The organism is Streptomyces sp. NPDC046915 (assembly GCF_040644935.1).
GTDB lineage: Bacteria > Actinomycetota > Actinomycetes > Streptomycetales > Streptomycetaceae > Streptomyces.
This window is the reverse complement of sequence record NZ_JBEYXB010000023.1, coordinates 101,086-127,214: the sequence shown is the minus strand read 5'-3', so window position 1 is coordinate 127,214 and position 26,129 is coordinate 101,086. Positions and strand designations below refer to the sequence as shown.

Sequence of the window (26,129 nt, the reverse complement as noted above, 5' to 3'; positions counted from 1 at the left end):
CGACTGTCGTCTCCCTGCGCTCAACGACGTCTTCATCGGCCATGCCCCGAGGACGGTTGGGCAATTCGGTCCTCGGCTCAGGGACGCTCCGCCCCTGCCCGGGCCGCTGTCCAGGAGAGAAGCTGAAAAAGCACCAGGGGGCCGGCTCCTCGGGACGGTCCGAAGGGACGACAAAGGCCACCACGGCCGAGCGGGCCCGTGCGTTCCGGCCCCCGGTGCCCGTAGTACGCCGCCACGTCCCGCACTCTCCGACGGGCGATCCGGCGCAGCACCCCGTCGCGCTCCGCTCATGAACGGCGGACGAGGAAGAAAGTGGGCATGATGACTCGCATCGTCGGTGAGGTGATGACCCGCGAGGTCGTCCAAGCCCGCCGGACAACACCCTTGAAGGACGTGGCACGACTGCTGGACCGGCACCGGATCAGCGGGCTGCCCGTGGTGGACCACGACGACAAGGTCCTGGGAGTGATCTCCGAGACCGACCTGATCCGCCGCCAGGCGGCCCAGTCCGCCAGCCGCCCTGTACGACGGTTCCGGGTGCCCATGCTGCGCCGCGCCGCCCGCCGTACGGACGCCGTCCTCCGGGCCACCACGGCCGAGGAGTTGATGACGTCGCCCGCCGTCACCGTGCATCCCGAACAGCGGGTCGCGGACGCCGCCCGCGTGATGGAACGCCGCGGCGTCGAACGCCTCCCGGTCGTGGACGAGGAGGACCGGCTGATCGGCATCACCACCCGACGGGACCTGCTGCGCGTCTTCCTGCGCACGGATGAGGAAATCGGCCGGGAAGTCGTCGACGACGTGTTCACCCGGGCCATGTGCTTGCCGCCCGGCGCCGTGAACGTCTCGGTCCGGGACGGCATGGTCACGCTGGAGGGGTGCTTGGAGCGCCGCAGCGACATCCCAATGGCGGTTCAGCTGACGTATCGGATCGATGGAGTGGTCGGCGTCGTCAACAGCCTCGCCCACCGTCTCGACGACGGCCGGGATGCGACGGTGCTGCGCACGGGGCAGACGAGCCCGCGAATCGGCTGAGGCCAGGTACTGACTCCCTGCACGGGACCACGCACCACACGGATGGGTCGGCCCAGGGGGCAGAAGGTCCTTGGCTTTGGGCCGGACGGCCCGTTCATACAGGCCATAATCCTACCGCCGACCAGATCGCGTAAGCCTAGCCTCACCTTACTGACAATGGTGTGGCCGGCGGTCCTCGTCCGGCATGGCGTAGCGGAGACACAGATGAACGTGGGTGGTAGGGGCGCCGCTCAGGCGGGACGCCAAGCGGCCGTGTCGGAGGGCGCGCCGCGCGCCCTGGCCGATCTTGTGCCCGGTGAGCGGGCCACGGTCGTCGAGGTCCTCGCGGACGGTGCGCCGGACACGGCCCGCCGACTGGGCGCCCTCGGATTCACCCCCGGGACGGTGGTGGAGGTCGTACGCCGTGCCCCGCTCCGCGACCCGGTCGTCTACCGGGTCAAGGACTACGAGGTGTGTCTGCGCCGGGCCCAGGCCGCATGCGTGCACACGACCGAGGTGGAGCAGTGACCGCCGGCTGCCACGAACCCGGTGGCGCAGGCGCGGTGACGGCCGATGAGGCACGTATCGCGCTGGTCGGCAGCCCCAACGCGGGCAAGACCAGCGTCTTCAACGCCCTGACGGGCCTGCACGCCAAGACCGGCAACTACCCGGGCGTGACGGTGTCCCGTTACGTGGGTACCTGCCGGGCCGGCGGGCGTGGTCATGTGATCGAGGATCTGCCCGGCACGTACAGCCTGGAGCCGATCAGTCCGGACGAGCAGATCACCGTCGATGTCCTGGACGGCCGGCTGGACGGCACACCTCGGCCGGACGCGCTGCTCGTCGTCGTGGACGCCACCACCCTGCGCAGGTCGCTGACGCTGGTCGCGCAGGTCCTCGCCCGCGCCCTGCCGACCTGCGTGGTGGTCACCTTCACCGACGAACTGTCCCTGCGCCAGGGCCACCTGGACCTCGACGCGCTCTCCCAGTCGCTGGGCGTCGCGGTGCTCCCGGTCGTCGGCCACCGCGGCCTGGGCATCGGGCAGCTGCGCGAGCAGATCGCCGCGTGGCGGTCCTGGCCGGTCCCCGTCCTAGCACCGCCCACCGACCCGGTCGAGCTGGACGCCTGGGCGGAGTCGGTTCTCGCCTTCGCCGGCTATCGCCCCGCTGAGCGCCACAAGGCCACCCAGCGTCTCGACGCCGTGCTGCTGCACCCCGTGTGGGGCACGGTCGTCTTCTTCGCGGTCATGATGGCGTTCTTCCAGACCGTGTTCACCCTCGCGGCACCGCTCCAGGGATATGTGGAGGCGTTGTTCGGATGGCTGTCCGGTCTCGTCGCCGGCCACGTCACCAACCGGTGGCTGTCCGGACTGCTCGGTGACGCCATCATCGGCGGCGTCGGCGGCGTCCTCGTCTTCGTTCCGCAGATCATGCTGCTGTTCCTGCTCCTCGCCCTGCTCGAGGGCGTCGGTTACCTGTCACGGGCGGCGTTCCTGATGGACCGGGTGATGGCGCGTGCCGGGCTGGAAGGGCGGGCGTTCGTGGCGCTGCTGTCGTCGTTCGCCTGCGCGATCCCCGGCATCATGGCCACCCGCACCCTGCCCTCGGCCAAGGACCGCCTCGCCACCATGATGGCCGCCCCGCTGATGACCTGCTCCGCGCGGCTACCGGTCTATGTGCTGCTGATCGGCCTGCTCGTCGAACCGTCCGCCAGGATCGGCCCGTTCGGCGCACAAGGGCTGATCATGTTCGGCCTGTATCTGCTCGGCGCCGTCTCAGCGATGGCCGCCGCCTGGGTGATCAAGAAAGTCACCGACCGGAACGGCACGCCCATGCCGTTCTTCATGGAGATGCCGCCCTACCGGCTGCCCGCACCCCGCGCGGTACTGCTGACGATGTGGTCCTCCGCCCGAGCCTTCCTGCGCAAGTGCTCGACCGTCATCGTCGCCACCTCCCTCGCGCTGTGGCTGGCGCTGAACCTGCCGTTGCACTCCCCCGCCCAGTTGCAGGCGGCCGGCGTGGACACCGGCGACTCCGTGGCCGTGTCCGCCTACACCATCGATCACAGCTACGCAGCCGATCTCGGCCGGCTGGTCTCCCCCGTCTTCGACCCGCTGGGCTCCGACTGGCGCATCAACGTCGGCATCCTGTCGGCCCAGTCGGCCCGGGAGACCTTCGTCGCCACCCTCGGGCAGGTCGCCGCCGCCCAGCACCCCGACAATCCGACAGCCGCTTTGCGGACCCTGACCTACCAGGACGGATCCCACGCGGGACAGAAGGTCTTCACCGCGCCCACGATCGCGGCACTCCTGGTCTACTTCGCCTACGCGTTGCAGTGCATGGCCACCGTCGCGGTGATCCGGCGGGAGACCGGCACCTGGAAATGGCCGACGATCGCCTTCACCTACCTGACCGTGACGGCCTGGCTCATGGCCTACCTCGCCCACACCATCACTGCCGCTGTGACGGGTGGGTGAACAGCGCCGATGATCCCCCTGCACCCCCAGCCCGTCCCCGATCACCCCGACCGGATGCGCTGGATCATCCCCGCCGGTGTCCTCGACTGGACGGGAGCGCCCGCCTCGGTGCCGGCGCCGCTGGCGGCGCTGCTCGCCGACGGCACCCTCGCCCACGTCACCGTCGAACCCGCTGTCATCGTCACCCGCCTCGGCGAAGGCCACTCCTGGCGGGCGGACGGATCCCGGGTTCGCACCGCGTTGCACAACGCCCTGGAGGATCCCACCGGTTGGAGCCCCGCGGCGGACGCCGAAGGGCCCCGCGATGACACGCCGCTCCACACCGCCGCCCTGAACCTCATCGCCGGACCGGTGGGCGAACGAGCCCGCTCCCACGGCGGTGCCATCGAGCTGGTCGGCGTGCACGACGGCGTCGTCACCGTACGCCTCGTCGGCGCCTGCCACGGCTGTCCCGCCGCCTGGCTCACCCTCCACCACGGACTTGAGCGCCTGCTGCGCCGGCAATGCCCCCAGCTCGTCGAGGTCCGGCACGTCGGATCGGGCCGTCATCGCTCCGACGGCAGGTGAGCAGGGTCCGCACGACGGCGGCACCGCTGTCGGCCGAATCAGAAGAGTGCCGGCACGAGGGCTTCGATCAGGTGGGGTCCCGGCTCGGCGAAGGCCTTGCGCAGCTGGATGGTGAGCTCCTCGGCGGTGGTGGCACGCGAGGCCGGCACGCCCATGCCCTCGGCGAGGGCGACGAAGTCGAGACAGGGCCGGGACAGGTCGAGCAGGTCGCGGCGGGCGCGGCCGTCCGCCGGGGCGCCGAGGCGCTGGAGTTCCATGCCTAGTACGGCGTAGGAGCGGTTGGCGAATACGACCGTGGTGATGTCCAGCCCTTCGCGGGCGTGAGTCCACAGCGCGGAGATGGTGTACATGGCGCTGCCGTCGGCCTCCAGGCACAGCACGGGCCGGTCAGGACAGGCGATCGCGGCGCCGACGGCAAGCGGAAGGCCCTGGCCGATGGCGCCGCCGGTGAGGGTCAGCCAGTCGTGGCGGGGTGCGCCCGCGGTGGCGCCGGGCAGCCACAGGCCGGAGGTGTTGGCCTCGTCCACGACGATCGCCCCCTCGGGCAGCAGCGCGCCGATGGCCGCCGCGGCGCTCTGCGCGGTCAGCGCGCCGGTCGGGGGCAACGGCCGCTCGGCGTGCGGGACCGGGACGGTGGTGTCGGCCGCGACGAGGTGGGCGAGGTGGCCGAGGGCGTCCGCGCCGTCGTCTCCCGGCGTGGCCAGGACGTGCACCTGGCATCCTTCGGGCGTGAGGAGACCGGGCAGACCGGGGTGGGCGAAGAACGACACCGGGGCGCGGGCGCCGGCCAGCACCAGGTGCCGTACGCCGTCGAGTTGGGCCATCGCCCCTTCCGCGAGGTAGCCGAGGCGCTCCACGGCGGGCAGGCCCGCGCCGCGTTCCAGGCGGGCCGGGAAGGTCTCGCACAGCAGCCGGGCACCGGTTGCGGCGGCGATCCTGCCCGCCGCGCGCAGCGCCGTCTCACGGGTGGCGGCGCCACCGAGCAGGATCGCGGCGGGCTCGCGGGTGCGCAGGGCCGCCGCCACCGCGGCAACGGTCTGCTCCGGCACGGTCGCGGACGGCCGGGGCAGCACCGGGGGTGCGGGCTCGCCGCCGTCGGACCAGGCCACGTCGGCGGGCAGGATCACCGTGGCCACCTGCCCGGGAGCACCGGTGGCGGCGGCAACCGCCTCGGCCACGACACCGCCGGCGGTGGCGGCGTCGTCGCAGCGGCGCACCCACCCGGAGACCGTGGCCGCCAGCGCGTCGATGTCCGACTCCAGCGGAGCGTCGTACTGCTTGTGGAAGGTCGCGTGGTCGCCGATCAGGTTGACGACCGGGGTAGCTGCGCGGCGGGCGTTGTGGAGGTTGGCCAAGCCGTTGCCGAGCCCGGGACCCAGGTGCAGCAAGGTTGCGGCGGGCCGGCCGGTCATGCGGCCGTAGCCGTCCGCCGCGCCGGTGGCCACGCCCTCGAACAGGCAGGGCACGCCGCGCAGGGCGGGCTCGTCGGCGAGGGCGGTGACGAAGTGCAGTTCGGAGGTGCCGGGGTTGGCGAAGCACACCTCGACACCGGAGGCCAGCAGGGTGCGGGCCACGGCGTGGGCACCGTTCACGGGGGATTCCGCCTTTCTCGCGCTCAGCCGAACAGAACATGCGGGTTGAGGATCCCGTCGGGGTCGAAGGCGTGCTTGATGCGGCGCATCAGCGCGAGCCGGGCGGGATCCTCCAGTTCCAGGAAGTACGGCTGTTTCGCCGTGCCGATCCCATGCTCGCCGGAGAGGGCTCCGCCGAGCGCCAGCCCGGCCCGGAACAGCCGTCGGAGCACCGCGTCGCGCCGGACCTGGTCGGGCTGGAAGACCGCCAGGTGTACGTTGCCGTCGCCGGCGTGCCCGCAGCCGGTGACGAGCGATCCGGTGTCCCGGGCGATGGCGTCCCCCTCGGTGAGCAGCCGCAGCAGCGACGCGCGCGGTACGACGATGTCCACGACCTCGTCTGCGCCGGCCGCCTTCGCCGCCCAGAACGCGTGCTCGCGGGCCTGGATTCAGGCGGCGTGCGGCGGCCGGGGGCAGCACGTACGCGTCGGCCGCCGCGAGCTCCAGCAACTGCCCGCACACCGCTTCGGCCTGGGCGTCCAGGCGCTCGGCAGAATGCTCTTCCAGGACCACGACCAGGTGACCGAGCGCCGTGTCTCTCATCTCGTCCGGGATGCCGAGCCCGAACTCCTGGTCGGCGGTCGGCGCGGCCGTCGTCAGCGTGTCCACGTACTCCAGGGCCAACGGTTCCAGGCCCCCCGCCAGCAACCGGGGCACGGCCCGCGCGATCTGCTCGGGCTCCGTAAAGGGCGCCGGCACAGTCGCGTTGTGCCCGGCACGCGGCCGCAGCCGCAGGATCGCCTCGGTCACCAGGGCGAGCGTGCCCTCGGAGCCGACCAGGAGCTGGGTCAGGTCGTAGCCGGTACTGGTCTTGACGTACCTGCCGCCGCCGCGCACGACCTCGCCGGATGCGAGGACCGCCTCGACGCCGAGCACATGGTGGCGGGTGACACCGTGCCGGACGGCGTGCATGCCACCGGCGTTGGTGGCGATCGTGCCGCCCACCGTGGCACCCTGCTCCCCCGGACGCACCGGGTAGCACAGGCCCGCCTCAGCGGTCCGTCGATCGAGCTCGGCCAGGGTGACCCCGGGCTGAACCACGGCGACGTGGTTGTCGGCGTCGATCTCCAGGACCCGGTTCATCCGCTCGAACGACACGACGATCCCGCCCGCCGCCGGTACGCAGGCTCCGGACATTCCGGTACCCGAGCCCCGGGCCGTCACCGGGACGCCCTGTGCGGCGGCGATCCCCAGGACACCGGCCACCTCGGCCGCCACGGCCGGGCGCACCACATACCCAGGGGGCCGGGAGGCGGCGGTCAGCGACTCGTCGTGCCCGTACTCCTCCGGCACGCTGTCCCCCGCCAGAACATGCTCCGGGCCCACCACCTTGGCCAGGAGTGCTGCGGTGTCCGTCATGGCTTCGGTCTCCCTCGTCCACAGGTTCCGCACCGGGTGCCCGCGGGCGCGGGCCGGTGCCGCGCCCGTCATGATGGGTCCGCGAAGGCGAGGGACGGACGGCCCCAACAGGACCTGAGACAAGGCCGGTTGGCACTGTCGACCCGAAAGGTATCTCGCCCGTGCCCGCCGAGCCACCGGTAGGCCGGCCATGCAGGTGATGCTCCGTCGGCAACCCGCCGGTCTGGGGCGACGTCCAATCCCGGTGTCGACGTACAACCCCTATGGCAACCTACGACCGCCATGGCGGCGAGATACCCGCGCCGCTTGCAGACCGGTGACACTCCAGCCCGTGGTGTCCGGCCTACGCCTGCCGGTTCCCCTGGTGGGCGTTGAACGCCGCCCAGGCGCAGTCCCACTGCGCCCGGCGGTGTGCGTCCAGTCGTACCCGGGCACCCCACCACAAGCCCAGCACCAGCACACACGCGCCCACCCCGGCCGCGACCCCGAACGCGGCTGCCTGAGACCTGACCTGGGACGAGGTGGGTGGCGCGGGACGGATGCGGCCCGTGTCGTCAAGCCACACCGTGGCGGGTGCGCCCGCTTTGCGGCCCGCTGGGACGAGGGCTTTCCCGGTCCTGGAGGTGCCGCTGGGCGTGGTCCACCGTACTCTCGCGTTGACGCGGTCCTCGGCCGCCAGGTCAGAGAACCGTGTCGCCACGGCGGGGGCGTCCTCGACGAGGTGCGCCGTGGTGCGGTGCAGCCCCCGGGCCTGGTCGAGAGCGGCGTGCTCGGCGACCACCGCCGTGGCCACGGCCGCGATCGGCACCGTGAGAAGAAGCAGCGTCGCCACCGCCACGACGAGCCAGGCTTCGGCAATGTCGGAGCGTCGCCTGAGCGGGTTGCGCCGCCAGCGCCACAGCACCTGGCCAGCCCGATTTCGCATGGGTGTGTTCCTTCGAGTGCGACCGGCATCAAGCTTTCACTCCAGTACGGTGACGGCCCCATCGCCGGTCGGGCAGAGTCCACCGGACCGTCGCGGTGGGGCCGTTCGGCCTTCGTCGGGGACGACGGGTGTCGAGGCGGCCGCGCGACTTCGGGGCATGCGTCTGCCGGTGGCCGGCCGCCTGCGCGCGAGCGTGGTCCGCGAACGCCATCTTCCGACCGGTGTGGGGGCTGGTCGGGCTGCGGCGGGGCCGCTGGAGTCGGCGGGTTCCGGGGCGGGCAGCATGGTCAGCAGCATGATGGTGGGCTCGGTGGCGCGCACGGTATGCGGCAGCTTCCCGGGCAGGTGGATCCAGCATCCCGGGAAGGCCTCGGTCTTCTCGTCGCCGAGGACGAGGTCGAGGCGGCCCTTGATGACCTGGATGTGCAAAGGCGTCGGAGCCCGGCCTGCACCTCCCGAAGAGGGTGGCGGGCTCAAGCGGTCAGGGCGTCGCTGGTGCACGACAGGTGCCCCGTGCAGAGTGTCCGAGTATCGGCTGCGCTGTCCTTACGGCTTGTGCGCGGTGGTGAGGAAGTCCAGGACGAGGGGGCCGGCGTGGGTGCGGAACTCCTCGAAGTAGGCGTGCCGGGCTTCGGGGATCAGATGGAGTCGGGCGTTGGGGATGCGGTCGGAGAGCAGGGGTGCGTTGGCGGTGGGGTTGAGCAGGTCGTCGCTTCCGTGGACGACCAGGGTGGGTGCGCTGATGTCCGGCAGGAGGTCCCAGGCGTCGTGCCGGTTGCTGGCCGCGAGGTGGTGGCGCCGGGCGTGAGCAGGCATGCGGGGGTCGCCGAGGGTGTGGTGCGGGCCGGGATGGGAGGCGAGCCATTGGGGGGTGTACATCAGCTCGAGCAGGGCCTGTCGCGCCGCTCCAGGCTGAGGTTGTGCCAGGGCTTGGCGGACGTCGTTGCTCCGTTCGACGCTGTGCGGGCCGCCGGGTGAGGTGCAGCCGAGAACCAGGGCGCCCACCCGGTGGGGGTGGCGGGCCGCGAGCTGCTGGGCCACCCGTCCGCCCATGGACGTGCCGTAGACGTCGGCCCGGTCGATGCCGAGTTCGTCGAGGACGGCGATGACGTCCTGGGCGAACAGTTCGGTGCTGTAGGGGGTGTCGGGCTTGTCGCTGTCGCCGGTGCCGCGGTAGTCGAGCGTGAGGGTGCTGCGAGCGCGATGGAAGTCGGCGCGATTCGCGTCCCACCAGTGGTGGTTGTTGGCCTGGCCCGCCAGCAGGACCAGCGGCGTGCCCTGGCCCTGGAGCTGGTAGGCGATGCGGGTTCCGTCCGGTGTCATCGCGTGCGTCATCGGCTTCCTCGCTCCCGCGTGGGATCTGTCCGGGCCTGAGTGGGCGGTTGGGCCGGGGCGACCGTTTCGTCGCCACCGGTCGTGCAGCGCAACCTCATGGCTGCCGGTACACAAGGGCGGCGGATGGCCCGAGCGGTCGGTTGCTGGAAGAAGTACCGGCCCGGCTCTCAGACACCCGCTGCCACCGCGGCGCCCAACCCGAGCAGGACGACGCCGGTCGTCACACTGAGCCCCCGCAGGACCGTCGGACGCGACACCAAGGCGCGCCCTCGGCCGACGGCCCAGGTGAGCAACAGGTACCACGAGGCACTGACGCACGCCCACAGAGCTCCCAGGGCGACGGTCGACAGGAACACCGGGCCCTTCGCCGTCACGAACTGGGGCAGCACCGAGACGGCGAACACGCCGGCCTTCGGGTTGCCCAGGTTGGTGCTCAGGCCGGTGAGGTATCCGCCCGCGAAGCCGGTGCGGCGCCCACTCTCGCGGGGCGGACGGCTGGAGACCGTGGTGAGCGCGGTCCGCAGCGTGTTCACCCCGAGGATCATCAGCACGATGCCGCCTGCGATTCGGAGCACCGCGTACGCGCGCGGGCTGGCCAGCAGGACAGCGGACAGCCCGGCCGCGGCGGCCGTGGACCACAGCAGGAAACCGGTGGCGTTGCCCGCGAGCGTGCCTCGGACTGTGCGTTGCCCGCCTTCCAGAACCTGCCGGATCATCATGGCCTGACTCGCGCCGGGCAGCATCGCCAGCAGCAACGTGGTGACGATGAAAACGGGCACATGCGTAGGCATGGGCAAGAGCCCCTTCCGGGGAGCGCGGTCGATGAGTGCACCACCAGGCTTCCTCTCCCGCACTTGTAAGAGAAGTTAAATGAGGGGGGTGCAGCGTTAGGATTAGTGAATGGTGGTGGACCCGGGACAGCTCCGGCTACTCGCGTTGATCGAGCGGCACGGCTCCTTGACGGCGGCGGCTCACGCCCTCCACCTCACGCCCGCGGCGGTCACCCAGCAGGTGGTCAAGGCCGAGCGCGACTGGCAGGTGCCCCTGGTCATCCGTGGTCCTCGTGGAGCGACGCTCACCGCGGCCGGTGCGCTGCTCGCCTCGCACGGTCGAACCGTGGAGGAGGCATCGGACAAGGCCGAGGCGCAACTGGCCGCGCTGCTCGGTCACCTCTCCCTACGGCTGCGGATCGGAACGTTCCAGGCGGCTGCCCTGCACCTGCTGCCCCCCGCCCTGACGGCCCTGCGGCACCGCCATCCGGACGCCGACGTCTCCGTCGTGGACGTGGTGTCCGGACGCGGAGCGGACGAGATCAGCGCAGGGCGCCTGGACCTCGCCATCGTCGCGTCCTGGGGCACGCCGCTCGCGCCGCCCCCGCACCTACGCGCCCACCCGCTCCTGCTGGACCCGATGGTCGTTGTTCTCCCCGACGACCACCCACTGGCCACCGGACAGTCCGCGGACACCGAACTGCGCCTGGAACAACTGCGCGCCGAATCGTGGGTTTCCATCCTGGCCGGGCACGCCGCCCGCGAACAGTTCCACGACGCTGCCCGCGAGGCCGGCTTCACTCCCACCGTGCGGTTCGAGACCGAGTCCTACGACGTTGTCCAGGCCCTCGTCGGCACAGGCAGCGCTGTGGCCCTGGTCTCACGCCTGGCCCTGACCCATGCCCCCGGCACCACCCATCGCGAACTGGCCCACCCCAGGCCCAACCGCCAGCTCTACGCCCTGACCAGAACCGACGCCAGCCTCACACCACTCGCAGACATGCTGATCGACCTCCTACGCGATGTCGCCCGCGACATCACCGCCACCTGGGAGGCTCCCCTGCAAGAAGAACAACGCTCATCGAACTCACCGGACGGACCCTGAAAAGCCCCCGGTCCTGAACCGACACCGCCGGCTCGATGGGCAGCCGGCCCCGCCATAGTCTGGGCCCGGGGGTGGTCGGCGCTTCACCTGGAGGCTGCGGGCTGCGGTTCATCCGTCCCCTGGCCGCGGCCGGGACCAAGACGGCTGTTCATGTCGAGCCGAACCATCCGTACGGATTCACAAGCGTCCAGAACAGCGGTGACAGGCCCCGGCGGTCCGCGTCGGTGAGCTTGTCCGCCCACCTCGGGTCCGCCAGGACCTGCCGTACCAGAAGGGTGTTGATCCTCGCTCGCCCAGCAGGTGGGGTGCTTCGGCCCGCCTCGGGTGAACCGGCGCAGTACCTGCTCGGCCTCCGCCGTGCCGAGCCGAAGCGCGGTGGTGTACTTCACGATCTGGTCGTACTGCTGGGCAATCAGATCCCAGTCGATCGTCTTCATGGACAGTACCGGCGCCAGGGTGGGCAAGTTCTCGTCCTCGCCCACGGCAGGCCGGTACAGCTTCGCCGACCCGATGTTCTTCAGCCAGGGCTGAAGCTTGAAGTCCAGCATGTGCGCGAACGCGAACCCGACGGTGGACGCACCGTGCGTGTCGGTGCACTGCCGGTCCGCGCGGCGCTGGAGGCGGCCCGCGGGACCGGCCGCCACACCATCTACCTGCATGAACTCGGCCACGATGTGATCGGCGTCAACGCCTCGCCCGAAATGCCCGCCCAGGCCCGCGAGGGCCTGCCAGATGTCGCCTTTCACGAGGCTGAGCCGTCGTATGCGCGCTCGCCCTACTCACGTCTGTGTCGACCGCATTGTCGGGAAGCGGCAGCTGGTGCAGGCATCCGAGATCACAAGGTTCCCGCCAGGGCGCAGAACCCGCGCGAACTCGGCCAGCACGGCACCCAGATCGGGAGGGGTGAACATCTGCTGACGACGCCTCAAGAAACACCGATCATGACCGTGTTGCGAGCTCTGAGAGGCGGAAGCCATCCATCCGCCAATATCGGCATGCGCTCTCCCGGGCATGCCTCGACGTCACGTCACCGCTGAGCGTGAAGCTGCTGCCCAGCCGCGTCTCGGGGCCCATAATGTCGGGGATTTCAGATCACGGAGGACTTGATGAGCGTCATAGACGCCTACCTGGGCGCCGCGGGACAGGCAGCAGCACTGCTGGAGGCGCCGGAGGTTGCCACGGCGTGGGAGCAGCCAAGTGCGTTGGCCAAGATGACGGTCGGCGGCCTGGCCGGCCACCTCGCGTATCAGATCTTAAGTGTCAGCTCTGCCCTGCAAGTCTGCGACTCCGCCCTGCAGGAGTCCCCGACTCAAGAGCCGCCGATCCCCCTGCTGGAACATTACGCCCGAGCTGCCTGGATCGATGCACCGCTCGACGGGGAGGTCAACGCCGGCATCCGGGCCAACGGCGAGGGCATCGCGTCGCAGGGCGCGTCGTGGTTGGCAGAGCTTGCCCGCACCTCGTTCATTGAGCAGCGGACCAAGCTCGCGGAGTTCTCAGGCGACCAGGCCGTATTCATGCCGCAGACGGGATGGGCGCTGCGTCTCGACGATTTTCTGGTCACCCGGATGTTGGAACTCGCCGTGCATATGGACGATCTCGCTGTCAGCGTGGGGCTGGCCGCCCGAAAGCTCCCGGAGGAGGCCTTCGACCTGGTGCTTGTGCTGTTGGCCCGGCTCGCGGCCCGGCGGCACGGCCAAGCCGCGTTGCTGAGAGCATTGACCCGATTGGAGCGAGCGCCCGCGGCGATCAACGCGATCTGACTCGTCGCAGGCGGTCAGCTTGGACGATCAGCACGCTTGCTGATCACTTCGTAGTTCAGGGGTTGACGCAGGGCCCGGGGTGAGGTCGTCGTGGTCGTGACCATAGGCCTGGCCGCGCAGCAGCAGCAGCTCATCGTCGCTGTTCATGTCGTTCAGCCTTCCGGCCGCCACCGACAACGCGGTCTGGGACGGCAAAGGGCCCGGGCCTGGGTGGAGTCCGGGCCCGTCGTACTCACCGTGCCTTCGGCAGCGCGGCCAGTCAGCGGTGCCCCTCGGGCGCGCGGATGCGGGTCTGCGGCCGGGTGTCGCGGCCGATACTCGATGGTGCATGTACTTCCGCTGCTGGCGTGAGGCTGATCGTCCCGGTCCCCGGTCAGGGCTGGATGTTCTCCAGGTCCTCCAGGAGGTTGGGGTGCTTCGGCTCCCAGCCGAGGACCTGCCGGGTGTGGGTGCTGGACGAGGGCTGGTCGGTCGCGAAGATCGGGCCGAGAGGTCCGTAATTCTCCGCCGGTACCGGCTCGACCGGCAGGCCCAGGCGTCGGCCGATGACCGCGGCGATGTCGCGCACCTTGTCCCCCTCGTCGGCCACGGCATGCCAGGAGGTACCGGCTTCCGCCTGTTCCAGGGCGAGTCGGAAGAGGACCGCCGCGTCGAGCGCGTGCACGGCCGGCCAGCGCTGTGCGCCGTCGCCTGCGTAGCCGGACACTCCGGTTTGGCGTGCGATGTCGGTCAGCAGGCCGGCGAATCCGCCCGTGCCCTGGTGGTGAACCGTGCGCGGCAGGCGTACGGCCGTGCTCCGGACCCCGCGCGAGGCCAGGCCCAGGACGGCCATGACCGCGCGACCGCGACCGCCGACCGGCCCGTCGGTCGGTAGCGGGTCGGCTTCGGTGGAGACGCGGCCCGGCACCCAGGGCGTACCCGAGACGGTGACGAAGGGGCGGTCGCTGCCGACGAGTTCCTCGCCGAGGGTCGCGAGGGCGGCACTCTCCTCGGCGACATTCTTCGCGAGGGCCTCGGGACTGCTGAAGTCGTTGCCGAATGCCAGGTGGATCACCCCGTCGGCCTGAGCGACGCCGGCGCGAAGGGCGTCAAGGTCGGCGAGAGCTCCCCGGAGCGGCTCGGCGCCGGCTGCCTTGGCGGCGAGCGCGGACGCGTCGGAACGGGCGAGCGCAAGGACGGTGTGGCCGTTGCCGAGCAGCTCGGCGACGACGGCGGAACCGATCAGGCCGGTGCCACCTGTGACAAAGACGCGCATGGAAAACTCCCCACATGTGATGGGACTCTTGTCCCATCACTCTAGCGCAGTGATGGGACAAGAGTCCCATCACCTATGATGGTGACCATGGGTAGATGGGAACCAGGCGCACGCGAACGCCTCGTCGTGGCTGCCGTCGACCTGTTCACCGAACAGGGGTACGACACCACGACGGTCGCGCAGATCGCCGAGCGCGCCGGAGTCACCAAAAGCACCTTCTTCCGGCACTTCCCCGACAAGCGCGAGTTGCTGGTGGCCGGACAGGAGACGCTGAGCCGACTGCTGACCGAGGGGATCGCCGAGGCACCCGGTGACGTCAGCCCGCTCGAGGCGGTCGCCGCCGGTCTCGAGCGCGCCTCGAGCGCGATGGGTCCCATGAACCGCGAGCTCGCTCCTCGCCTGAAGGCGGCCGTTGCCGCCAGCGCCGAACTTCAGGAGCGTGACGCCCTCAAGAGCGTCAGCCTCGCGGCCGCGATGACGACCGCTCTGGTCGCCAGAGGCATACCCGATCCAACCGCGGCTCTCGCGGGCGAGCTGGGCGTCCTCGCCTTCAAACGGGGGTTCGCCCAATGGTCCGAGGGCGACCGTGACGGCAAGGACGATCTCGCCGGGTACACCCTGGCGGCCCTGGACGAACTGCGTGCGGCGAGCGCCTCGCTGGGCTGACCGGCAACCTCACCCGCAGTTCCGTGAAAGCGTACGTCAGCAACGGGAGGACATCGTCCGTCCCTCGGTGTCCGTACCGTCGCGATCAATGCGCTCGGGGACGTAGGGAGATTGGTCGGCTGCCTTGCGATGATCGACGGTTCGGCCGATTCATGCCTGGAACTCAGTGAGATCGATGGCGTGAACGCGCAGAGGGTAGCCGTACACCGGGTGTACCGTCTCCCGCTCGGGCACCATGCCGAGCTTGCGGATGACGTTCTCGGAGGCGTTGTCCCCCATCCGGTTGATGCTGATGACTCGGTCCAGGCCGCGGTCCTGAAGCGCGAACTCCAGCGTGGCGTGCGCGGCTTCGGACGCGTATCCCTGGCCCCAGAACTGTGAGCCGAGCCGCCAGCTGATCGCCACGGCGGGCATCACCTCCGGCAGGAACTCGGGCACGGACAGTCCCGTGAAGCCGATCAGTTCGCCCGAGCCCAGCAGCTCGACGGCGAAGAGTCCGAAGCCCTCCTCGTCCCACTCCTCCTCCCATCGCTCGATGGCCTCGGCCGTGTGGTCCAGGTCGCGCACCGAGCCGTCGTCGATCCAGCGCATGACCCGTGGGTCCGCGTTGATGTCCGCCATCGGCACGAGGTCGTCGTCGTGCCAGCTACGGAGGAGGAGACGGGGTGTGCGGATCTCGGTCATGCGCCCATCCTGCCGAAGGCAACCGCCTCATCGGTAATCCGGCGCCCGCCCGTGTCGAGCCGATGGCTGGGCAGACGACGTGCCACTTCGGCAGCGCGATCGAGAAGTGAGACTGATTCGGCGGCTGTCTGCCGCAGCACCAACACCATTCACGGAACTGGGGACAGAGCCAAGAGTAAGGATCCTCATCAGGGGCGGCTAGGCGCCGTTTCTTACGGATCACCGCACAAGTAGCGAGGTGTCGGTGGTGTGATGTACTTCGCCTACCACCCGGTCGCGGCGATGGTTCTCGGTGGGCTCCTCGCATTGTCGTTCGTCGTGGGGTTCGGGCTGTGCCGCAGAGAGCTACTCTGTCGGGAATCTTGAGGTTCGGGGTCATTTACCCTGCCTCCACCACAGGGGCCGGGCAGTCCTCGTTTGTCGCGGTACTGCTGGAACGCCGTGGGCGGGCGCGGCCGGTAGGGGCCGTCGGCGGGTTCTTGAAGGCTCAGCCGCTCATCACCCGGTCCGCGCAGACGCCGCACGGCGCCGGCTACGGCTTCGGGCTGACGACCTTCGTCGCCGGGCTGGTCCTCATCCCGTTCTCGGTGCTGGGGTTCGTCGCCGGCAAGCTCACGCCGCGGGTCCGGACGCCGTTCGCCGACCCCCTGCTCCTGGCCGGCAGCGCCGTCGTGGTCGGCGGCGGGTTCGCCCCGTTCGCGGCGGCCCGGTCGGACCTGGCCGAAGTGTTCGCGGCGATGGGCGTGCTCGCCTTCGGCGTCGGCGGCTTCTCGGCCGCGATGCCCGGCGTCATCCTGGCCGTCACCCCCAAGAGCGAGACGTCGAGCGCCATGAGCTTCAACTACGTCGTCCGCAGCGTCGGGTACTCCCTGGGCAGCGCCATCGGCGGCCTGATCCTCGCCGCGGGCACCGGCCCCGGCCACCTCTTCCCCGACGACAGCGCCTACACCACCGCGGCGCTGGTCGGCATCGGCGCCATGGCGATCACAAGGCTGACGAGCCTCGCTCTCGCCCGCCGACGCTCGTCCGAGACCAACTCGTAAGCTGGACACACTTATTACAACACTGGAGGTGCCATGCCCAAGGGCTACTGGGTCAGCGTCTACCGCACCATTTCGGACCCTGAGAAGCTGGCTGCCTACAACAAACTGGCCGCTCCGGCCGTCAAGGCCGGGGGCGGCCGGACCATCGTCCGCGGCGGTCGGGTCGTGGCGCATGACGCCGGAATCGCCGAGCGCACCATCCTGGTCGAGTTCGACAGCTTCGAGCAGGCCGTCGCGGCGCGCGAGAGCGCGGCCTACCAGGAGGCGCTGGTCGCCCTCTCCGACGGCGTCGAGCGCGACTTCCGCATCGTCGAAGGCATCGACTGACCGAGGTCCAGCCGGATCTTCACTGAAGCTCAGAGAGCTTCCGCCAACTTGAAGTCGTAGGTCACAGGGCTGGTATGACCGGCACTCAGGGTTCTCACGCTGGTCGTGGGCGGGAGCCAGTGGAGTAGATCGTCTGTCAGCGGTTGACTTCGAGGTTCGTCAGAACAAGCAAGGCTCGCAGGAGGCGGGTGGCGCGGGCGGGGCCGGCGGAGCTTGGTGAGGGTTCGCCAGTTCTTGAGGTGTGCGAAGCCGTGTTCGACTGGCGCGCGTCCGACGGCGAGGACGCGGTTGGCGTCCTTCTGGCCTGGGGTGAGCTTGTGGGTGCGGCTGGCGTGGAAGCCGGTGACGATCACGGGGTCGCGTACGTCGTTGTCCAGGCCGCGGAAGCCGAGGTCTGCCAGGGCGCCGAGGCCGGCGGCGCGCAGTTGGGCCAGGATGTGGTCGTGGCGGGCGGCGGTGATGTCGTGGGTGCGGCCGGGCCGGGCGGCGGATATCCAGATCAGGCGGCCACGTTCGTCGGTCAAGGCGAGAAAATGCAGGCCATGATGGTGGTGTTTGCCGGAGTAGTTCCGCCGGTTGGCCTTGCCGGTGCGACGTTGGGTGGGGGTCAGGGTGCCGTCGATCAGGACCACCTCCCCGCCTGTCTTGGCGACCCTCTTCAAAGCGCGGTCCAGGCACGATGCCTGGGCTGCGAGCAGGGCGATCAACTCGTCGCGCCAACGGCGGACAGTGGACTCGGACACGTTGTTGCCGCCGGCCATGTCGGCCAGGCGTTGATCGTGCCGCAGCACGGCCAGAACGATCACCGCGATCCGGCCGGGCGGCAGGATCCGCCACCTGGACCGTATCGCCTTCAGATGGCGGCGCAGCAGACCGGCGAGGTGGTTGACGGTGTGCGTGGACAGCGGCAGACGGCACTGGTAGACAAGCGTGCTCGTGTCCTCGGCGCGTCCTTTGGTTTTCGTCACACAATTCCAACGGCCTTCGGAGGCACCGCGGTTACGCTCGCGCCGGACTGCTCCGGGCGACAGTGTCCCCGGTCACAGGCGGGTGGTGAACCGGCCGTCGGGCAGTTTGCGCAGCCAGCCGCGATCAACGAGTCTGACCAGCCTCCCGCGCAGCGGTTCCAGCTTGGCCCGCACGCTGACGTCGACTCCCAGCATCTCGCCGACATGACGGGCCCGGCAGCCTGCCGCACAGCGGCGAGGATGCGCTCGTAGTCCGGCGGGAGCATGGTCTCCTCCAGGTCCGGCTCGCGGTGCGGAATCAGCATCACCGACCGTCCACCCACCTGCCCGGGCATCGGCGCGGCTGAGGCGCGCTCGTCGGCGAGTTGTTCGCTCGCCCGCTCCAGGACCCGCTCGGCGACGTCAAGTTCGTCCCGCTCGGCCCGTACCTCCGCCAACTGCTTGGCCAGCTGTTCTTCGAGTTCGTCCAATTCCGCGCGCCGCGCGGTGATCCGTTCCAGCAGCTCGGGATCCATGCACTGGATCGTAGAAGGCCACCCGGCCTCAGCGAGCGGGAACCGCAGAGCTGCCCGCTCCTACTCGGCGGCCTCCCGCACGTCCCTCACCCGCGCTGGCTGTCGGCCTCCTCGCGTCGCCGTCGATTCACGTAGCGGTGCAGGCCGTCTCCCAACGCCATCCGGCTGCCGAGAAAGCGACCTGGAATGGCCAGCAGGTTCCGTCGGCCTCGACGTCGGAACGACGATGAAGGCGCCCCACACCGGATCGTCCACCCGGCGCCCTTGAAGGGCGAGTGCCGTACGCCGGACCGCATCCACGCTGGAGAACGTCATGCTTCGTGATCGGGGTCGAGCTCCACGATGAACCTGTTGCCTTCCGGATCCGTCATCAGGGCCTGCATGCAATCGTGAGGTTCCACCAGAGAGGCGCCCTTGGCAATCAGCGTCTGAACCTGTTCGGCGATCGTTCCGACAAGGACGGTGACGACCGGCAGTACAGCCGGAGATTCCGCTTTGCCGACGCTGTACGCACCATGACCCGGGATGCTGCCCCAGAACCTGATCATTTTCTCTGGGTCTACTGCTTCAAAATGAACGTGCATGCTGCTGTCTCACTTTCATCTGTGCGACCGAGACCGAAAACGGCCTACCGAATCAATCCGGCAGGCCGTTACGGGTGAACGGACTTCAGCAGTCGATCACGGTGTTGCCCGTGTCTGCGATTCCGGGCTCGCTGATGCATCCGCGGTATTCGACGGCAAGGTCACCTGAGTGTTGTACGTCTCCTTCTCTCCATCATGCACGCACGTGAGCGGCGGAGTGATGTAGCGCCCGCTGCACCTCGTCCACTCGCTGTCCTTGTGCTTCACCGCGCGCCAGTACCCGTCGCGCACGTACTCCTGAAGATCGACCTGGGCCCGGCACTGGTCGGGTGCCGGAGTTGAGCAACCCGAGTAATGGCCCTGGGCGAACAGCGGCCCGCCATGGGTGACCTGGAACGGTTTCTCACCCTGGAACTTGCACCACACGGGAAAGGCAGCAATCTTCGCAACGGCCCTTCCCGTGTTGCCGCTCGGAGCAGCCGACGCCGCAGCAGTCGGCACCAGCAGGACCCCCGCCGCGAGAAGCGGGACGATAAAACGTGCCTTCATTTTTCCCCCAAGAAAAATCGAATGCGCGTCTCACCACCGACCACCCTCATGGGTTCACAGGCGCCACACAAGATCCGTGGCGCGAACTTCCCGTTGTCTGTCCGGTTCCCGGTCGTGGAATTGACCGTTCCCCCCTCCGCTGGCAGCGGGCCGGTAGAAAACGACGAAGCCCCCGCCGACCCAGAGGCTGACAGAGGCTGCCTGTGTGATTTAGTGATCACAGATGCACGTGCGGATCATCTCGTTCAGCTCCTACGCCTGCTCGGGCGCCGACTTATTCGGGCCGTTGGTGAACGCCTCGACTGTCCGCTCCACAGTGTCCGGACGGTTCAATGCCGCGCACTGCCTGCGCCCCCACTCGACCAATGATCAGCGGGGCGAAGCAGACCCCGAATCCAACAGCGTCTGAGGAAAGCAGCCGGGGCCCAGTTGCCGCCCGACGATACAGGCTCGGCTGCGCGCCGGTGGCGCGCCTCTGGCGGAGAACGGCGAACCTCGAAGTCAACCGCTGACAGACGATCTACTCGACAGACTCCCGCCCACGACCAGCGTGAGTACCCTGAGTACCGGTCACACCAGTCCTTTGACCTGCGACTTCAAGTTGGCGGAGGCTCAGAGCAAGGCATTCGGTTCGCTGCAGCGCCTACGGTGCGCTGGGCGGAGTGTTTGACAAGTCCATGGCCGGGTTCTGAGCCGTTGCGGCGCGGGCCGCCTGTCGTTGTCTTGAGCGTGTTGACCGATGCCCAGTGGGCCAGGATCGAGCCTCTGTTGCCGGACCGGGCTCCTCACCGAGGTGGACGATGGCGTGATCACCGGCAGGTAGTCGACGCGACCGTCTGGAAGTACCGGACTGGATCTCCGTGGATGGATCTGCCTGCCGAGTTCGGCTCGTGGAAGGGTGCCTACAGTCGTCTGCGGAACTGTGCGCTCGACGGGACCTGGGAGCGAGTGTTCACCGCCTTGCCGGCCCAGGCGGACGCCAACGAGGACCTGAGCCGGGTGGTGTCCGTCGACTCCACCGTCGTTCGAGCACATCAGCATGCGGCCGGAGCCCGCTGACCACGCCATCGGTCGCTCCCGAGGTGGGCTGACGACGAAGATCCATCTCGCCGCCGACGGCACCTGCCGACCTCTGGCCTTCGTACTCACGGCAGGACAGGCCGGCGACGCGCCCGCCTTCACTGACGTAATGGCACGACTGCGCATCCCCCGTCGTGTCGGACGCCCCCGGACCCGGCCGGACGTGGTCCTTGCCGACAAGGCGCACTCCTCCCGGGCCATCCGCGGACTCCTGCGACAACGGGGGATTCGGGCGGTCATCCCAGTCCCAGCCGACCAGCATGGCCATCGGGTCCGTCGAGGCAGCTACGGCGGCCGGCCACCCGCCTTCGACCGGGAGTCGTACAGACAGTGCAACACTGTCGAGCGATGCATCAACCGCCTCAAACAGTGGCGCGGCATCGCCACCCGCTACGAGAAGACCGCCACGATCTACCTGGCCGGACTCCACGTCGCGACGGAGAGACCCCGGGCCGCAGTGGCTCGGGGTCTCGTGCCGTCTCGCCATTCGGGCGAAAGAATCGCCTTCCTTCGGTGGCCCTCTTGAAGGCGCGGGAGTGCTGTGCGCGGCTCAGCCGTGCGTGGTCGGGTCTACTTCGCCCCAGGCGAGCCCTGCTCCGCGGTCCATGCCACGGATGTCGTCCATGTCGGCGTCGTCGATACGGAACGAGAAAACGTCCAGATTCTCACGCATACGGACCGGGTTGGTGCTCTTGGGAAGCACCGGGTAGCCGTTCTGCACACCCCAGCGCAGAAGCAACTGCGCCTCAGTCACACCGTATTTTGCCGCCAACTTCTTGAATGGAGAATCAGACCGTTCACCTTCGGCTCGCATCTCCTGCGTCTTTCCGCTTGCGTGGCCGGGCGCGGTACGCCAGGTCGACAACGGAGCCAGGCTGCTGTAGGCGACAGGGGTGATACCTTTCTGGTTCAAGTAAGAGACCAGTTCGGGCTTCTGTGACCAGGGGTGCAATTCGATCTGGTTGACGTGCGGAACGGGAAGTCCCGCCTCAATCAGCTCGTCGATGTGAGCGGCGTTGAAATTCGACACGCCGATCGCACGCGCTTTTCCGGTCTCGTAAGCCTCAACCAGCCCCTGCCACTGCTCCAGGCGCTGCTCACGCCCGAACGTGGCATGGATGAGATACAGGTCGATCTGCTCCAGACCGAGCCGGTCAAGACTCTCGTCGAAGGAGCGCACGGCCTCTTCGGCCGTCTTGGTACGTTCCCGCGCCAGCGGCCACAACTTGGTCGTCACGAACACGTCGCCGCGGTCGAGACCTGCTTGTCGCATACCACGGCGTAGCCCTTCGCCGACGCCGCGCTCGTTCTCATACACCTCGGCCGTATCGACGTGTCGATATCCTGCGGCCAGGGCATCCTCTACGGCAGGCGCGACCTTGTCGTTCGGGATGAGGTAAGTTCCAAAGCCGACAAGTGGAACCTTCACCCCGGCAGCCAATTCACGCTTATGCATATCTGTCATCAAACTCTCCTTACCGAGTTGTGCGTTTTATTCATGCTTTTGTGCAGTTACTGATGGAGCGGCGAGTTTCGCTCCGTGCCGACGACGCAAAGTCAAAAAGATGTCGAAGGTGATGCCGCACCCAGGACTGAGTGAGGGTGCCGTGCTGGGCGTCCGCGTCGTGGATCCCTGCCGAAAGCGCGGACGAGGAGCGCCAGCGGTCGCCGGTCTGAGATCCGGACGGCGGCGGTGGGCGCACAGCATGGGAAATGCCTCACTTCATCACACAGGATCAAGGCCCACTGCGGGGGGTCTCGCATGGGCACCCAGGGCTGGCGCAGACGGGACGCAGGTCGGCCAGCGCTGTTGGTGCCCCGAATCACCCGGAACAGCGCTTCGCAGAAGCCACGACCACACCGGCCATGCCGTCAGCATGCCCCTGCCGCCGATACGGGAAAATGGGAAGGATTCATCCCCGGGCTCGGGGAACCTAGGAAGCCCATACCCCCCTTCGCCGCCGAGCGACCCACCCGATGGGATCATGGTGTACATGGTTCGAGAGCCGCGGCTGAGCCGTCTGGGCGGGCTTCTCAAGAGACGCCGTGCCGAGGTCAATCTCACCACCGGGTTCTGGATCTGCACCACCATCGCCCTGACCGGCGTGGTGGCTGCCTTTCCCGTCCCGCGCCGTACCCCAGTAGCGGGTCAGCGAACGGGGAACGACGGTGGCGGTCGTGGGGCGCTCGCCCCAGAAGACCGAGGCAGTCGCCCGTCGGATCTGAGGCAGGGCCCACCCGGCGGACTACAGCCGCCTGGATGACGTGCGCCGGCTCGCCGCCGAACTGCTGACCACCTACGAATGCATCGACATCCTGGCCAACAACGCCGCCTGCTGACGAACCTGCTGTTGTCCAGGCTCACCGACGCCCCCGACGGCGCCCGGTGATCAACACCGCGAGCAGCACCCACCGCCGCTGACACCTTGACAGGGACGATCGCGACGGCTCCCGACGCCGGTACCGCTCCCAGCGGGCGTGCGTCGGCCCGAAGCTCGCCACCGTCCCATCCACCCCGAGCAGGGCGCCGAACCCTTGCTGCACCCGGCCACTGCCGAACCGCAAACGGTCAACGGCACCTGCTTCAACCGCCTCAAACCCGAGAACCCCGCCCCCGGCCAAGCCCGTGACCTGGAGCTGGCACGGCACCTATGGGACCGCTCGCCCAACTCACAGGCCTGCACCCCCTGTCCTCCACCCCCCTGAACCTTCCGGAACCACCCCGAGCACGGCTTCGGCGCCCAGTCATTCCGCGAATCGGCCACGATCGTCTACACCCGCGCGCAGCAGGCGGAGTTACTGCGCAAGGGCGCCGACGACATGGCCGTGGCTGCGCGAGTGGGCCCCGGCGCACACCCACGGCGATCAGGCGCAGACGGCAACCACTTGATCAAGGTCCTCGACCAACTGCTCGCCCTCGCACTCCAGACCGGGCCCTTCTTGTCCATGTCCGGGACGGGGCCGCAGAGTTGAAGGCCGCCGATGTCCCCTTCGAGAAGGCCGTGACACGCGGCAGCCCCGAATCCCGCACCTGATGTGAGCCTGTGCGCCCGCTACTCGACGTGGCGCCGGGACACCCGCGCTTCCTCGAAAGCGATCTGTCCACGCCGGCTCTGGCGCGCACACACCGACCTTCAGGGCGGGCGCGGCGCGGTGTCGGTGTGCCACCCAACCGGCAAGGCGGATTGACACGGGAATCTTCCGCAGACGGGCCCGCCGCATTCCCAGGCAGACTCCGCCCGGGTACAAATTCTTCCCCCTCACACCGCTCGCAACCGGTGCCATGCTGGCCGCATACGTCGATTCCCCAACCGGAAAGCAGCACCACCATGTCTTCTTCTGACCGCCCCGTCGTCGCTGTCGCATTTCACTCCGGCTACGGCCACACCGCCGTCCTTGCCGAGGCCGTGGCACGCGGTGCGGACGAGGCCGGAGCCGAGGTCCTGTCGATCCCCGTGGACACGATCACCGACGAGCAGTGGGCCCGGCTGGACACCGCGGACGCGATCGTCTTCGGCTCCCCGACCTACATGGGCACCGCCTCGGCGGCCTTCCACGCGTTCGCCGAGGCCAGCAGCAAGCGGTGGGCCGTCCAGGGCTGGGTCGACAAGATCGCCGCCGGGTTCACCAACTCCGGGGGCAAGAGCGGCGACAAGTCCTCCACCCTCGGTTACTTCTCCACCCTGGCCGCCCAGCACGGCATGCACTGGGTCAACCTCGGGCTGCTGCCCGGCTGGGGCAGCACCACGGGCAGCGAGAACGACATCAACCGTCTCGGCTACTTCCTGGGCGCCGGCGCCCAGACCCCGACCGACACTGGCCCTGAGGGCGTCCACAAGGCCGACATCGCCACCGCCGAAACCCTCGGTGCTCGCGTCGCCCGCGTCGCCTCGATCTTCAAGGCCGGTCTTACCGCCGTCAGCGTCTGATTCCCGGCATTCCCGTTACAGCCGATCCGCAGTCGAAGGAGCCCGCCATGTCCGACTCGGCGAACATCGCCCTGGTCCGTCGGTTCTACGAATCCCGTATGGCCCCGGAGGTCATCGCGGCGGTCGTGGCGCCGGACATCGTCTGGGACATCACCCCCGGTTTCCCAGGTGGTGGGATCTACCAGGGCTGGGACCATGTCGCCCGCGACTTCTTCGGCCCGATGCAGCCGAACTTCGAGTCCTTGGGATCCGTCCCCGAGCAGTACTACACCGACGGCGACGGTCACGTATTCGTGCTCGGGCACTACCACGCCGAGACCAGGACCGGGAACAAGGCGGACGTGCGGTTCATCCACCTGTGGACCATCCGCGAGGGCAAGATCGCCGGCCTGGTGCAGGCCGCGGACAGCCACGTTCTGCAGCAGGCACTGAACAGCTGAACCCTGCCCCCACCGGGGGCCTGCCGGCGCGCATGGGAAGCCGACCGGCATACGTCCGAGCAGGCGCGCGGCCGTGGAAGGCGTTCAAGAACGCCGCCCGCAGGACCGAATTCACCCCTTGTGACTGCGCCACGAAGCCGGATCCCGGCAAACGTCCATCTACTACTTCCACGACGCGATGTCCAGGCACAGACTGTTCCCCTCACGTGCCTGGACATCGTGCGATTCTGGGAAACATGAGTCGTGACCTTCACCTGAACGAGCTGGGGGAATTCCTCAAAGCACGGCGCGCAAGCCTCAGCCCTGCCGACGTGGGCCTTCCCACCGTGAGCGAACCGCCACGGCGAGTGACCGGTCTGCGTCGCGAGGAGGTCGCGCTGTTGGCATCCATCAGTACCGAGTACTACGCGCGGATCGAGCAGGGTCGTCTCCAGGCATCCACTCCGGTGCTGGTCGACCTCGCCCGGGTGCTCCGACTCGACGCGGACCAGCACACCTACCTCTTCGAGCTCGCCGCCAAGAACGACCTGCCCCCTCACACCACCCGGCAGCAGGTGGACCCCCAGCTGCAGTTCCTCCTCGACGACCTCGGCACGAGCCCGGCGGTCGTCGTCGGCCGTCGTACCGACGTGCTGGCCTGGAACCAACTGGGCGCCGCCCTGTTCGCCGACTTCGGGCGTATCCCGGAGAACCGCCGGGTCTACATCCGGATGCTGTTCACCGACCCCGCCCTGCGAGACCTGTACGTGGACTGGGAAGAGGTCGCCCACCTGGGTATCGCCCAGCTCCGCATGGAGAGCGCACGCTATCCGGGCGACCCGCAGTTGATCGCCCTGGTCGAAGAACTCTCGGCACTGGACGCACAGTTCCGGCGGTGGTGGACGGAGCACCATGTCGCCGCCAGGACCCTGGGGACGAAAAGGCTGCGCCATCCGGTCGTCGGAGAACTCACCCTCGGGTGGAGCGCCCTCGGATGCGCCGGCGACCCCGACCAACACATCATTGCCTGGACCGCCCCGCCCGGCTCCCCTTCCCATGACGCCTTGCGGCTCCTCGCCTCCTGGGCCGCGGACCAGAACCTCATGTCTTCCAGCAGCCCCTCCTGACCAGTTGTCAGAACGTCTGCCGGCAGCACTTCACGTG

Annotated in this window: 26 protein-coding genes and 2 pseudogenes; 13 read left to right on the top strand and 15 right to left on the bottom strand. The window is 69.0% G+C overall.

All coding sequences use genetic code 11. The features are described from left to right. Window positions 1-318: 318 nt before the first annotated feature. The 4 genes from ABZ915_RS40375 (at window position 319) to ABZ915_RS40360 (ending at window position 4,058) form a co-directional block, all read left to right on the top strand. Window positions 319-1,035, top strand: coding sequence for a CBS domain-containing protein (locus ABZ915_RS40375; protein WP_361813841.1), 717 nt, complete (start codon window positions 319-321; stop codon window positions 1,033-1,035). 204 nt (window positions 1,036-1,239) lie between these two features. Continuing rightward, on the top strand, window positions 1,240-1,542 hold the full coding sequence (locus ABZ915_RS40370) for a FeoA family protein (RefSeq protein ID WP_361813839.1): 303 nt from the start codon (window positions 1,240-1,242) through the stop codon (window positions 1,540-1,542). Further along, window positions 1,539-3,491 carry a ferrous iron transporter B gene (locus ABZ915_RS40365; protein WP_361813837.1) on the top strand — a complete coding sequence of 651 codons (1,953 nt, stop codon included), beginning with the start codon at window positions 1,539-1,541 and terminating at the stop codon, window positions 3,489-3,491. The genes ABZ915_RS40370 and ABZ915_RS40365 overlap by 4 nt, the downstream gene beginning before the upstream one ends. Window positions 3,492-3,500: 9 nt before the next feature. Then, window positions 3,501-4,058, top strand: coding sequence for a NifU family protein (locus ABZ915_RS40360; RefSeq protein ID WP_361813835.1), 558 nt, complete (start codon window positions 3,501-3,503; stop codon window positions 4,056-4,058). A 38-nt stretch (window positions 4,059-4,096) separates the two neighbouring features. On the opposite strand, the gene ABZ915_RS40355 is transcribed toward ABZ915_RS40360, so the two are convergent. The 7 genes and pseudogenes from ABZ915_RS40355 to ABZ915_RS40325 all read right to left on the bottom strand — a co-directional run bounded on the left by ABZ915_RS40355 (window position 4,097) and on the right by ABZ915_RS40325 (window position 10,099). Then, window positions 4,097-5,650 (bottom strand): acetolactate synthase large subunit, encoded by a 1,554-nt coding sequence (locus tag ABZ915_RS40355; protein ID WP_361813879.1) that lies wholly within the window; start codon window positions 5,648-5,650, stop codon window positions 4,097-4,099. A 23-nt stretch (window positions 5,651-5,673) separates the two neighbouring features. After that, window positions 5,674-6,021, bottom strand: coding sequence for an FAD-linked oxidase C-terminal domain-containing protein (locus ABZ915_RS40350; protein ID WP_361813877.1), 348 nt, complete (start codon window positions 6,019-6,021; stop codon window positions 5,674-5,676). A 145-nt stretch (window positions 6,022-6,166) separates the two neighbouring features. Next, window positions 6,167-7,048, bottom strand: a pseudogene (locus ABZ915_RS40345) (FAD-binding oxidoreductase); the annotation flags it as partial. 343 nt (window positions 7,049-7,391) lie between these two features. Continuing rightward, a complete protein-coding gene (locus ABZ915_RS40340) occupies window positions 7,392-7,973 on the bottom strand; it encodes a hypothetical protein (RefSeq protein WP_361813833.1) in 582 nt (193 codons plus the stop codon). Window positions 7,974-8,009: 36 nt separating this feature from the next. Further along, window positions 8,010-8,402 (bottom strand): hypothetical protein, encoded by a 393-nt coding sequence (locus tag ABZ915_RS40335; protein ID WP_361813831.1) that lies wholly within the window; start codon window positions 8,400-8,402, stop codon window positions 8,010-8,012. 117 nt (window positions 8,403-8,519) lie between these two features. Beyond that, the gene (locus ABZ915_RS40330; RefSeq protein ID WP_361813829.1) at window positions 8,520-9,308 is read right to left on the bottom strand and encodes an alpha/beta hydrolase; all 789 of its coding nucleotides are present in this window, start codon (window positions 9,306-9,308) and stop codon (window positions 8,520-8,522) included. A 167-nt stretch (window positions 9,309-9,475) separates the two neighbouring features. Beyond that, window positions 9,476-10,099 carry a LysE family translocator gene (locus ABZ915_RS40325; RefSeq protein ID WP_361813827.1) on the bottom strand — a complete coding sequence of 208 codons (624 nt, stop codon included), beginning with the start codon at window positions 10,097-10,099 and terminating at the stop codon, window positions 9,476-9,478. A gap of 109 nt (window positions 10,100-10,208) precedes the next feature. Between ABZ915_RS40325 and ABZ915_RS40320 the strand changes: the two genes are divergently transcribed. Then, complete coding sequence (locus tag ABZ915_RS40320; RefSeq protein ID WP_361813825.1) at window positions 10,209-11,183, top strand: LysR family transcriptional regulator; 975 nt, start codon at window positions 10,209-10,211, stop codon at window positions 11,181-11,183. An 83-nt stretch (window positions 11,184-11,266) separates the two neighbouring features. On the opposite strand, the gene ABZ915_RS40315 is transcribed toward ABZ915_RS40320, so the two are convergent. Next, window positions 11,267-11,929 (bottom strand): Tn3 family transposase, encoded by a 663-nt coding sequence (locus ABZ915_RS40315; protein ID WP_361813823.1) that lies wholly within the window; start codon window positions 11,927-11,929, stop codon window positions 11,267-11,269. A gap of 360 nt (window positions 11,930-12,289) precedes the next feature. On the opposite strand from ABZ915_RS40315, the gene ABZ915_RS40310 reads away from it, so the two are divergent. After that, a complete protein-coding gene (locus tag ABZ915_RS40310) occupies window positions 12,290-12,946 on the top strand; it encodes a hypothetical protein (protein WP_361813821.1) in 657 nt (218 codons plus the stop codon). A gap of 373 nt (window positions 12,947-13,319) precedes the next feature. Here ABZ915_RS40310 and ABZ915_RS40305 read toward each other — a convergent pair whose 3' ends face one another. Next, window positions 13,320-14,201 carry an SDR family oxidoreductase gene (locus ABZ915_RS40305; RefSeq protein WP_361813819.1) on the bottom strand — a complete coding sequence of 294 codons (882 nt, stop codon included), beginning with the start codon at window positions 14,199-14,201 and terminating at the stop codon, window positions 13,320-13,322. Window positions 14,202-14,288: 87 nt separating this feature from the next. Between ABZ915_RS40305 and ABZ915_RS40300 the strand changes: the two genes are divergently transcribed. Continuing rightward, window positions 14,289-14,867, top strand: coding sequence for a helix-turn-helix domain-containing protein (locus ABZ915_RS40300; protein ID WP_361813817.1), 579 nt, complete (start codon window positions 14,289-14,291; stop codon window positions 14,865-14,867). A gap of 150 nt (window positions 14,868-15,017) precedes the next feature. Here ABZ915_RS40300 and ABZ915_RS40295 read toward each other — a convergent pair whose 3' ends face one another. Continuing rightward, window positions 15,018-15,551, bottom strand: coding sequence for a GNAT family N-acetyltransferase (locus ABZ915_RS40295; protein WP_361813815.1), 534 nt, complete (start codon window positions 15,549-15,551; stop codon window positions 15,018-15,020). Window positions 15,552-16,030: 479 nt separating this feature from the next. Between ABZ915_RS40295 and ABZ915_RS40290 the strand changes: the two genes are divergently transcribed. Together ABZ915_RS40290 and ABZ915_RS40285 are read left to right on the top strand one after the other, a co-directional pair. Continuing rightward, complete coding sequence (locus ABZ915_RS40290) at window positions 16,031-16,594, top strand: hypothetical protein (protein ID WP_361813813.1); 564 nt, start codon at window positions 16,031-16,033, stop codon at window positions 16,592-16,594. 33 nt (window positions 16,595-16,627) lie between these two features. Beyond that, on the top strand, window positions 16,628-16,921 hold the full coding sequence (locus ABZ915_RS40285; protein ID WP_361813811.1) for a DUF1330 domain-containing protein: 294 nt from the start codon (window positions 16,628-16,630) through the stop codon (window positions 16,919-16,921). Between the two features lie 29 nt (window positions 16,922-16,950). Here the strand turns inward: ABZ915_RS40285 and ABZ915_RS40280 are convergent, their stop codons facing one another. The 4 genes from ABZ915_RS40280 to ABZ915_RS40265 all read right to left on the bottom strand — a co-directional run bounded on the left by ABZ915_RS40280 (window position 16,951) and on the right by ABZ915_RS40265 (window position 19,537). Then, window positions 16,951-17,889: a transposase family protein gene (locus tag ABZ915_RS40280; protein ID WP_361813809.1), complete on the bottom strand. Its 939-nt coding sequence runs from the start codon at window positions 17,887-17,889 to the stop codon at window positions 16,951-16,953. Further along, window positions 17,886-18,404 (bottom strand): hypothetical protein, encoded by a 519-nt coding sequence (locus ABZ915_RS40275; RefSeq protein ID WP_361813807.1) that lies wholly within the window; start codon window positions 18,402-18,404, stop codon window positions 17,886-17,888. The genes ABZ915_RS40280 and ABZ915_RS40275 overlap by 4 nt, the downstream gene beginning before the upstream one ends. 311 nt (window positions 18,405-18,715) lie before the next feature. After that, window positions 18,716-18,988: a VOC family protein gene (locus tag ABZ915_RS40270; protein ID WP_361813805.1), complete on the bottom strand. Its 273-nt coding sequence runs from the start codon at window positions 18,986-18,988 to the stop codon at window positions 18,716-18,718. A 96-nt stretch (window positions 18,989-19,084) separates the two neighbouring features. Next, the gene (locus ABZ915_RS40265; protein WP_361813803.1) at window positions 19,085-19,537 is read right to left on the bottom strand and encodes a hypothetical protein; all 453 of its coding nucleotides are present in this window, start codon (window positions 19,535-19,537) and stop codon (window positions 19,085-19,087) included. A 723-nt stretch (window positions 19,538-20,260) separates the two neighbouring features. Here ABZ915_RS40265 and ABZ915_RS40260 point away from each other — a divergent pair. After that, window positions 20,261-21,143, top strand: a pseudogene (locus ABZ915_RS40260) (IS5 family transposase). Between the two features lie 24 nt (window positions 21,144-21,167). Here ABZ915_RS40260 and ABZ915_RS40255 read toward each other — a convergent pair. Next, entirely contained in the window at window positions 21,168-22,082 is a 915-nt protein-coding gene (locus tag ABZ915_RS40255) for an aldo/keto reductase (RefSeq protein WP_361813801.1), read from the bottom strand. 1,864 nt (window positions 22,083-23,946) lie between these two features. Here ABZ915_RS40255 and ABZ915_RS40250 point away from each other — a divergent pair. The 3 genes from ABZ915_RS40250 (at window position 23,947) to ABZ915_RS40240 (ending at window position 26,092) form a co-directional block, all read left to right on the top strand. Beyond that, window positions 23,947-24,546 (top strand): flavodoxin family protein, encoded by a 600-nt coding sequence (locus tag ABZ915_RS40250; protein WP_361813799.1) that lies wholly within the window; start codon window positions 23,947-23,949, stop codon window positions 24,544-24,546. Window positions 24,547-24,593: 47 nt separating this feature from the next. Beyond that, window positions 24,594-24,986 (top strand): nuclear transport factor 2 family protein, encoded by a 393-nt coding sequence (locus ABZ915_RS40245; RefSeq protein WP_361813797.1) that lies wholly within the window; start codon window positions 24,594-24,596, stop codon window positions 24,984-24,986. Window positions 24,987-25,222: 236 nt separating this feature from the next. After that, entirely contained in the window at window positions 25,223-26,092 is an 870-nt protein-coding gene (locus tag ABZ915_RS40240) for a helix-turn-helix domain-containing protein (protein WP_361813795.1), read from the top strand. Window positions 26,093-26,129: the final 37 nt, after the last annotated feature.

Excerpts from the sequence above, each read along its gene's own strand:
- ABZ915_RS40375 (WP_361813841.1), top strand. The coding sequence starts at position 319 with ATGATGACTCGCATCGTCGGTGAGGTGATGACCCGCGAGGTCGTCCAA.
- ABZ915_RS40370 (WP_361813839.1), top strand. The coding sequence starts at position 1,240 with ATGAACGTGGGTGGTAGGGGCGCCGCTCAGGCGGGACGCCAAGCGGCC.
- ABZ915_RS40360 (WP_361813835.1), top strand. The coding sequence starts at position 3,501 with ATGATCCCCCTGCACCCCCAGCCCGTCCCCGATCACCCCGACCGGATG.
- ABZ915_RS40340 (WP_361813833.1), bottom strand. The coding sequence starts at position 7,973 with ATGCGAAATCGGGCTGGCCAGGTGCTGTGGCGCTGGCGGCGCAACCCG.
- ABZ915_RS40330 (WP_361813829.1), bottom strand. The coding sequence starts at position 9,308 with ATGACGCACGCGATGACACCGGACGGAACCCGCATCGCCTACCAGCTC.
- ABZ915_RS40325 (WP_361813827.1), bottom strand. The coding sequence starts at position 10,099 with ATGCCTACGCATGTGCCCGTTTTCATCGTCACCACGTTGCTGCTGGCG.
- ABZ915_RS40320 (WP_361813825.1), top strand. The coding sequence starts at position 10,209 with ATGGTGGTGGACCCGGGACAGCTCCGGCTACTCGCGTTGATCGAGCGG.
- ABZ915_RS40310 (WP_361813821.1), top strand. The coding sequence starts at position 12,290 with ATGAGCGTCATAGACGCCTACCTGGGCGCCGCGGGACAGGCAGCAGCA.
- ABZ915_RS40305 (WP_361813819.1), bottom strand. The coding sequence starts at position 14,201 with ATGCGCGTCTTTGTCACAGGTGGCACCGGCCTGATCGGTTCCGCCGTC.
- ABZ915_RS40300 (WP_361813817.1), top strand. The coding sequence starts at position 14,289 with ATGGGTAGATGGGAACCAGGCGCACGCGAACGCCTCGTCGTGGCTGCC.
- ABZ915_RS40295 (WP_361813815.1), bottom strand. The coding sequence starts at position 15,551 with ATGACCGAGATCCGCACACCCCGTCTCCTCCTCCGTAGCTGGCACGAC.
- ABZ915_RS40285 (WP_361813811.1), top strand. The coding sequence starts at position 16,628 with ATGCCCAAGGGCTACTGGGTCAGCGTCTACCGCACCATTTCGGACCCT.
- ABZ915_RS40275 (WP_361813807.1), bottom strand. The coding sequence starts at position 18,404 with ATGGATCCCGAGCTGCTGGAACGGATCACCGCGCGGCGCGCGGAATTG.
- ABZ915_RS40270 (WP_361813805.1), bottom strand. The coding sequence starts at position 18,988 with ATGCACGTTCATTTTGAAGCAGTAGACCCAGAGAAAATGATCAGGTTC.
- ABZ915_RS40265 (WP_361813803.1), bottom strand. The coding sequence starts at position 19,537 with ATGAAGGCACGTTTTATCGTCCCGCTTCTCGCGGCGGGGGTCCTGCTG.
- ABZ915_RS40255 (WP_361813801.1), bottom strand. The coding sequence starts at position 22,082 with ATGACAGATATGCATAAGCGTGAATTGGCTGCCGGGGTGAAGGTTCCA.
- ABZ915_RS40250 (WP_361813799.1), top strand. The coding sequence starts at position 23,947 with ATGTCTTCTTCTGACCGCCCCGTCGTCGCTGTCGCATTTCACTCCGGC.
- ABZ915_RS40245 (WP_361813797.1), top strand. The coding sequence starts at position 24,594 with ATGTCCGACTCGGCGAACATCGCCCTGGTCCGTCGGTTCTACGAATCC.
- ABZ915_RS40240 (WP_361813795.1), top strand. The coding sequence starts at position 25,223 with ATGAGTCGTGACCTTCACCTGAACGAGCTGGGGGAATTCCTCAAAGCA.